This is a genomic window from Methylibium sp., assembly GCF_013817345.1.
GTDB lineage: Bacteria > Pseudomonadota > Gammaproteobacteria > Burkholderiales > Burkholderiaceae_C > Methylibium.
This window is the reverse complement of sequence record NZ_JACDCW010000049.1, coordinates 22,259-29,207: the sequence shown is the minus strand read 5'-3', so window position 1 is coordinate 29,207 and position 6,949 is coordinate 22,259. Positions and strand designations below refer to the sequence as shown.

The 6,949-nt window shown below is 67.1% G+C and carries 7 protein-coding genes; 6 read left to right on the top strand and 1 reads right to left on the bottom strand.

The window, feature by feature from the left end; translation table 11 throughout:
* Nucleotides 1-214 precede the first annotated feature (214 nt).
* Nucleotides 215-595 carry an Mth938-like domain-containing protein gene (locus H0W40_RS11020; RefSeq protein ID WP_292446133.1) on the bottom strand — a complete coding sequence of 127 codons (381 nt, stop codon included), beginning with the start codon at nucleotides 593-595 and terminating at the stop codon, nucleotides 215-217.
* Nucleotides 596-741: 146 nt separating this feature from the next.
* Between H0W40_RS11020 and H0W40_RS11015 the strand changes: the two genes are divergently transcribed.
* The 6 genes from H0W40_RS11015 (at nucleotide 742) to H0W40_RS10990 (ending at nucleotide 6,936) form a co-directional block, all read left to right on the top strand.
* Complete coding sequence (locus H0W40_RS11015; RefSeq protein WP_292446131.1) at nucleotides 742-2,016, top strand: pyridoxal phosphate-dependent aminotransferase; 1,275 nt, start codon at nucleotides 742-744, stop codon at nucleotides 2,014-2,016.
* Nucleotides 2,013-3,341, top strand: a complete 1,329-nt coding sequence (locus H0W40_RS11010; protein ID WP_292446130.1) for a homoserine dehydrogenase — start codon at nucleotides 2,013-2,015, stop codon at nucleotides 3,339-3,341. Before H0W40_RS11015 ends, H0W40_RS11010 begins: the two co-directional genes overlap by 4 nt.
* A 91-nt stretch (nucleotides 3,342-3,432) precedes the next feature.
* Nucleotides 3,433-4,872, top strand: coding sequence for a threonine synthase (thrC, locus tag H0W40_RS11005; protein WP_292446129.1), 1,440 nt, complete (start codon nucleotides 3,433-3,435; stop codon nucleotides 4,870-4,872).
* 42 nt (nucleotides 4,873-4,914) lie between these two features.
* The gene (gene mobB, locus H0W40_RS11000; RefSeq protein WP_292446128.1) at nucleotides 4,915-5,526 is read left to right on the top strand and encodes a molybdopterin-guanine dinucleotide biosynthesis protein B; all 612 of its coding nucleotides are present in this window, start codon (nucleotides 4,915-4,917) and stop codon (nucleotides 5,524-5,526) included.
* Nucleotides 5,435-6,688: a gephyrin-like molybdotransferase Glp gene (gene glp, locus H0W40_RS10995; RefSeq protein WP_292446126.1), complete on the top strand. Its 1,254-nt coding sequence runs from the start codon at nucleotides 5,435-5,437 to the stop codon at nucleotides 6,686-6,688. The genes mobB and glp overlap by 92 nt, the downstream gene beginning before the upstream one ends.
* Nucleotides 6,685-6,936 (top strand): MoaD/ThiS family protein, encoded by a 252-nt coding sequence (locus tag H0W40_RS10990; RefSeq protein WP_292446124.1) that lies wholly within the window; start codon nucleotides 6,685-6,687, stop codon nucleotides 6,934-6,936. The genes glp and H0W40_RS10990 overlap by 4 nt, the downstream gene beginning before the upstream one ends.
* Nucleotides 6,937-6,949: the final 13 nt, after the last annotated feature.

Below are 6,949 nucleotides of genomic sequence, written 5' to 3'. Positions count from 1 at the left end.
AACTTCACACCGCCGGTGGCCAGCGCTTCAAATTCCGGGAGGGCTTTATTGAGGGCGGGCGTCATGTAGGCTGCTAGACAAGTTGGATGCCCCGAACACGGGGAAGCCAGTGATTATAAATGCTCGGAACGCTGCTCTGGCTTGGTTCAAGCAGGGCGGGGGCGATGCGCAAGCGATGTGTACTGAAGGCCTTTCGGGTTCGGCCCGAAAACATTCAGCGCGCGGCCTCGATGAGCAGTGCGGCGACCACGCGGCGCCCCTCTGCCGCCAGCAGATTGAAGGTGCGGCAGGCGGCGGCGGTGTCCATGGTTTCAAGGCCGATGCGCTGGTTCATCAGCAGCCCGAGCCATTCGGGTTTCGCGAAGCGCAGACGGTTGCCGCTGCCGAACAGCACCAGTTCCGGCTCGAGTGCGGCGATCGTTTCGAAATGTGCTGGGCCGAGTTCGGCGAATCGGGCAGCGCCCCAGGGACGCACGTCGCCCTGCCAGGGCAGCAGCAGGCTCTCGCTCCAAGGCTGCGCGCCAACCTGCACGGTGCTCCCGGTATAGCCCGTGATGATGTTGGCGTTCGCGATGGGATCAGGCTGCAGTTTCATGGGCGTGCGGGAACTGGAGAAGGGTGTTGACGGGCCTCGAGGGAGCGCAGGAAGCCGTGGACGCTGTGGTCTAATTTTATTTGCGGCGCAATTCGCTCTCGGCGATCACCTTGCAGCGCTTGCAAAACCCCAACAACGAGGCCTTCGTGTCCAAACTCATCGCCAAATCCAGCAAGCTTGCCAATGTCTGCTACGACATCCGCGGGCCGGTGCTCGACAAGGCGCGGGCGATGGAGGAGGAAGGCCACAAGATCATCAAGCTCAACATCGGCAACCTTGCGGTGTTCGGCTTCGAGCCGCCCGACGAGATCGTGCAGGACATGATCCGCAACCTGGCGGCCACGGCGGGCTACACCGACAGCAAGGGCCTGTTCGCACCGCGCAAGGCGGTGATGCACTACACGCAGCAAAAGAATGTCGCCGGCGTGACGGTCGACGACATCTACCTCGGCAACGGCGCCTCCGAACTCATCGTCATGAGCCTCAACGCGCTGCTCGACAACGGCGACGAAGTGCTCGTGCCCGCGCCCGACTATCCGTTGTGGACCGCCGCGGTGTCGCTGTCCGGCGGCAGGCCGGTGCATTACCAGTGCGACGAGCAGGCGGACTGGCTGCCCGACATCGACGACATTCGCGCAAAGATCACGCCCGCCACGCGCGGCATCGTCGTCATCAACCCCAACAACCCGACCGGCGCGCTCTATCCGGACAGCCTGCTGCGCGAAATCGTCGAGCTGGCGCGCCGGCATGGTCTGATCGTGTTCGCCGACGAGATCTACGACAAGACGCTCTACGACGGCGCCACGCACACCAGCATCGCCTCGCTGGCCGACGACGTGCTGTTCGTCACCTTCAACGGCCTGTCGAAGAACTACCGCTCGTGTGGCTACCGCGCCGGCTGGATGGTGGTGTCGGGCGACAAGAAGCCCGCCGCCGACTACATCGAAGGCCTGAACATGCTGGCCTCGATGCGGCTGTGTGCCAACACGCCCGGTCAGCTGGCGATTCAAACTGCGCTCGGCGGCTACCAGAGCATCAAGGACCTCGTGGCGCCGGGCGGGCGGCTGGCGCGACAGCGCGACTTGGCCTACGAACTGCTGAGCGCGATTCCCGGCGTGAGCGTCGTCAAGCCCAAGGCGGCGCTCTACATGTTCCCCAAGCTCGACGCGAAGATGTACCCGATCGACGACGACCAGCAGTTCGCCTATGAACTGCTGGCCGAAGAGAAAGTGCTGATCGTGCAGGGCACCGGCTTCAACTGGCGCACGCCGGATCACTTCCGCGTCGTGTTCCTCCCGAACTCGGATGACCTCACCGAAGCGATCGGCCGCATCGCTCGCTTCCTCGAGCACTACCGCAAACGCCACGCCGTAGCCGCGCCGGTGGTAGCGCCTCACGTTCCCCTGAGAGCCGTTCCATGAAACCCATCCAAGTCGGCCTGCTGGGCATCGGCACCGTCGGCGGCGGCAGCTTCGAGGTCCTGCGCCGCAACCAGGAAGAGATTCGCCGCCGGGCCGGCCGCGGCATCGAGATCACGATGGTGGCCGATCTCGACAACAAGCGAGCCCGCGCCATCGTCGGCGACGGCGTCGAGGTCGTCGCCGATGCGCGTGCGGTCATCGCCAACCCGCAGATCGACATCGTGATCGAGCTCATCGGCGGCTACGGCATCGCCCGCACGCTGGTAATGGAGGCGATCGCGGCGGGCAAGCACGTGGTCACCGCCAACAAGGCGCTGCTCGCGGTGCACGGCACCGAGATTTTCGCGGCCGCGCAGGCCAGGGGCGTGATGGTCGCCTTCGAGGCCGCGGTGGCCGGCGGGATTCCCATCATCAAGGCGTTGCGCGAAGGGCTCAGCGCCAACCGCATCGACTGGATCGCCGGCATCATCAACGGCACGACGAACTTCATCCTCTCGGAGATGCGCTCCAAGGGCCTGGATTTCGATGTCGTGCTGAAGCAGGCGCAGACGCTCGGCTATGCCGAGGCCGACCCGACCTTCGACATCGAGGGCATCGACGCCGCGCACAAGGCATCGATCATGAGCGCCATCGCCTTCGGCACGCCGGTGCAGTTCGAGCGCGCCTACGTCGAGGGCATCACCGAGCTCCAGGCGGCCGACATCCGCTATGCGGAGCAGCTCGGCTACCGGATCAAGCTGCTCGGCATCACCAAGCGCCGCGACGATGCGCAGGGCATCGAGTTGCGCGTGCACCCCACCCTGGTGCCGGCCACCCGCCTGATCGCCAACGTCGAAGGCGCCATGAACGCTGTAGTGGTGCAGGGCGATGCCGTCGGCACGACGCTCTACTACGGCAAGGGCGCGGGCGCGGAGCCCACCGCCTCAGCGGTGGTGGCCGACCTGGTCGACGTGACCCGGCTCATCACGGCCGATCCTGACCATCGCGTGCCGCACCTGGCCTTCCAGCCCGGCTCGCTGGCCGCCACGCCGATCCTGCCGATCGAGCAGGTCATCACCGCCTTCTACCTGCGCCTGCAGGTGGCCGATGAGGCGGGCGTGCTGGCCAACATCACGCGCATCCTCGCCGAGCACGCGATCTCGATCGACGCGGTACTGCAGCGGCCCAACCGCGAGGCCGGCGCCACCGGTGAGCGCCAGACCGACCTGATCATCCTGACCCACGACACGCTCGAAGGCCACATGAACGACGCCCTTGCCAAGATGCAGGCGCTGCCCAGCGTTTTGGCGCCGATCGTGCGCATCCGCAAGGAAGAGCTGTCCTGAACGCGGACCGCAGCGCCCGGCCATTCCGGTATGGGCAGCGCCCACCGTGGCGGCCGCGCCGGCAGATAAGCAGCACTCCACGGAGCACAGCGTGAATTACCTCAGCACCCGCGGCCTGCCGACCCAAGAGCGCACGCCGCGCGGCTTTTCCGACATCCTGCTCGAAGGCCTGGCGCCCGATGGCGGCCTGTATCTGCCGGAGCGCTATCCGCACATCGATGCGGCTACGCTCGCGCGCTGGCGCGTCCTCGCGGCGGCCTCGTATGCCGACCTGGCTTTCGAAATCCTGTCGCTCTACATCACCGACATTCCGCCCGAGGATCTGCGCGGGCTCGTGCGCAAGACCTACACCACCGAGGTGTTCGGCACGCCGGAGATCACGCCACTGAAGGCGCTCGAGCCGGGGCTGGAGCTGCAGGCGCTGTCGAACGGCCCCACGCTCGCCTTCAAGGACATGGCGATGCAGTTGCTCGGCAACCTGTTCGAGTACGAACTGGCGCGCCGCGGCGAGACGCTCAACATCCTGGGCGCGACCTCCGGCGACACGGGCAGCGCGGCCGAGCACGCCATGCGCGGCAAGGAGGGCGTGCGCGTCTTCATGCTCAGCCCGCATGGCCGCATGAGCCCCTTCCAGCAGGCGCAGATGTTCAGCCTGCAGGACGCGAATATCCACAACCTCGTTATCGAAGGCGTGTTCGACGATTGCCAGGACATCGTCAAGGCGGTCAGCAACGATCTCCCGTTCAAGCGCCGCCACCGCATCGGCACCGTCAATTCGATCAACTGGGCCCGGCTGCTTGCGCAAGTGGTGTATTACTTCGCCGGCTACTTCCAGGCGACGAAGACGAACGACGAGCGGGTCAGCTTCGCCGTGCCCTCGGGCAACTTCGGCAACGTCTGCGCCGGCCACGTGGCGCGCATGATGGGCCTGCCGATCGAGCGGCTGATCGTGGCCACCAACGAGAACGACGTGCTCGACGAGTTCTTCCGCACCGGTAGCTACCGCGTGCGCGCGGCCTGCGATACGCACGAAACCTCGAGCCCTTCGATGGACATCTCCAAGGCCAGCAACTTCGAGCGCTTCGTGTTCGACCTGCTCGGCCATGACGCGCGGGCCGCCGAGCGCACCCGGCAGTTGTTCGGCGAGCAAATCGCGAATAGCGGCGGCTTCACGCTCAGCGCCGAGGAGTTCGCGCGTGTGCGTGAGTTCGGCTTCGTTTCCGGCAGGAGCACGCACGCCGATCGCGTCGCCACCATCCGCGACACACACGCGCGCTTCGGCATCACCATCGATCCCCACACCGCGGACGGCCTGAAGGTCGGGCGCCAACTTCGCCAACCAGGCACCACGACGCTGGTGCTCGAGACCGCGCTGCCGATCAAGTTCGCCGCCACCATCATCGAAGCGCTGGGCCACGAGCCCGAGCGGCCGGCCGGCTACGAAGGGCTGGAGCTCCTCCCCAAGCGCTTCAAGGTCATGCCGGCGAGCAGCGAGGCGGTCAAGGCCTGCATCGCCGAAAATTGCGGCTGACATGAACTCCCTCGCGCACTTCGTTTTCTGCGCCGCGCCGTGATGAAAGTCGTCGGCTTCTGCGGCTATTCGGGCTCGGGCAAGACCACCCTGGTCGAGCAGCTGGTGGCGCGTCTGCGCCTGGCGGGGCAGCGCGTGTCCGTGGTCAAGCACGCCCACCACGATTTCGATATCGACCAGCCGGGCAAGGATTCGCATCGCCACCGCGAGGCGGGCGCCTTCGAAGTGGTGATTGCCTCCAGCAAGCGCCTGGCCAAGATCCGCGAATACGAAGTGCAGGGCACACCCACCGCACACCAGTTGATCGCGGAGCTCTACGAATGCGACTGGGTGCTGGTCGAAGGCTTCAAACACGCCGACCTGCTCAAGATCGAGATCTGGCGCGCCACGACCGGGCAGCGCGTGCAGTATCCGAACAATCCCTTCGTCGTCGCCATCGCCACCGACAGTCCCTCCTTGCTGCCCGAGCCCACGCAGTTGCCCGTGCTCGACCTCAACGACGCCGACGCGATCTGCGATTTCCTGCTCCGCCACGCCTTGCGTCACGAGTACACACCGCCCTATGACCTCGACCCCGAATCCGCCGCGTGCGCCGATGCTCAGCCTGCCGCAAGCGCTGGAGCGGCTGCTGGCCGCGACGACGGCACTGACTGAGACAGAGCAGGTCGACAGTGCAGAGGCGCTCGGCCGCGTGCTCGCGGCCGACCTGGTGTCGGCGCTCGACGTGCCGCCGCACGACAACAGTTCGATGGATGGCTATGCGCTGCGCGCCGCCGACGTGGCTGTTCCCGGCACCGTGCTCCCGGTCAGCCAGCGCGTCGCGGCAGGGCAGGTCGGTGCCGTTCTCGCGCCGGGCAGCGCCGCGCGGATTTTCACCGGCGCGCCGGTGCCGCAAGGCGCCGATGCGATCGTGATGCAGGAGCAGTGCGAGGCCGTGGACGGCGGCGTGCGCGTCAACGTGCAGCCGGCACCTGGCCAGTGGATACGCCGCCTGGGCGAAGACGTGCGCAGCGGCGATGTGCTGCTGGCGCGCGGCACGCGGCTCACGCCGCAGGCGGTGGGCCTGGCGGCCTCGGTCGGTGCCGCAAGCCTCGTGGTGGTGCGCCGCCCGCGGGTCGCGCTGTTTTCCACCGGCGACGAGCTCGCCATGCCGGGCGAGCCGCTCCAGCCCGGCGCCATCTACAACTCCAACCGCTACACCTTGCGCGCGCTGCTGACCGCGCTGGACTGCGAAGTCACCGATCTAGGCATCGTGCCCGACCGCCTGGATGCCACGCGCTCCGCGCTGCGGCAGGCCGCGCAGGGGCACGACCTCATCCTCACCTCGGGCGGCGTTTCGGTCGGCGAGGAAGACCATCTCAAGCCCGCCGTGCAGGCCGTGGGCCGGCTCGAGCTGTGGCAGGTCGCCATCAAGCCGGGCAAGCCGCTGGCTTTCGGCGCGGTCCGCCGGGGTGCGGACGAATCCGGCACCGGCTCGGCGCTCTTCGTTGGCCTGCCGGGCAACCCGGTATCTAGCTTCGTGACCTTCCTGCTCGCCGTGCGACCGCTGCTGCTGGCGCTGCAGGGCGTACGGTATGCCGAGCCCAAGGGCCTGCTGCTGCGCGCCGATTTCGATTGGCCCGAACCCGACGTGCGCCGCGAGTTCCTGCGCGCGCGACGCAACGTCGATGGCGGCCTGGAGGTGTTCGCGAACCAGAGTTCTGGCGTGCTGACGTCCGTGGTCTGGGCCGAGGGCCTGATCGACAACCCGCCGGGCCGCGCCATCGCCCGCGGCGACGCGGTCCGCTTCGTGCCTTTTTCGGAGTGGCTGGCATGAAGCTGCAGGTGCGCTATTTCGCCTCGATCCGCGAGGCCCTGGGCCTGAGCGAGACGGTCGAAATGCCGCCCGGCAGCACCCTCGGCGATCTGCGCGGGCAGCTCATCGCTCGCGGCGGTACCCATGCGCAAGTGCTGGGCCGTGGCAAAGCCCTGCGCGCGGCCATCGACCAAGCAATGGCCGAAGAATCCGCCCTGCTGAAAGACGGTGCCGAGGTGGCCTTTTTCCCTCCCGTCACTGGCGGTTGACCCGAGCGGTCGG

Bases quoted from the DNA above. Each gene is read 5' to 3' on its own strand.
- H0W40_RS11020 (WP_292446133.1), bottom strand. From the start codon at position 595: ATGAAACTGCAGCCTGATCCCATCGCGAACGCCAACATCATCACGGGC.
- H0W40_RS11010 (WP_292446130.1), top strand. From the start codon at position 2,013: ATGAAACCCATCCAAGTCGGCCTGCTGGGCATCGGCACCGTCGGCGGC.
- mobB (WP_292446128.1), top strand. From the start codon at position 4,915: ATGAAAGTCGTCGGCTTCTGCGGCTATTCGGGCTCGGGCAAGACCACC.
- glp (WP_292446126.1), top strand. From the start codon at position 5,435: ATGACCTCGACCCCGAATCCGCCGCGTGCGCCGATGCTCAGCCTGCCG.
- H0W40_RS10990 (WP_292446124.1), top strand. From the start codon at position 6,685: ATGAAGCTGCAGGTGCGCTATTTCGCCTCGATCCGCGAGGCCCTGGGC.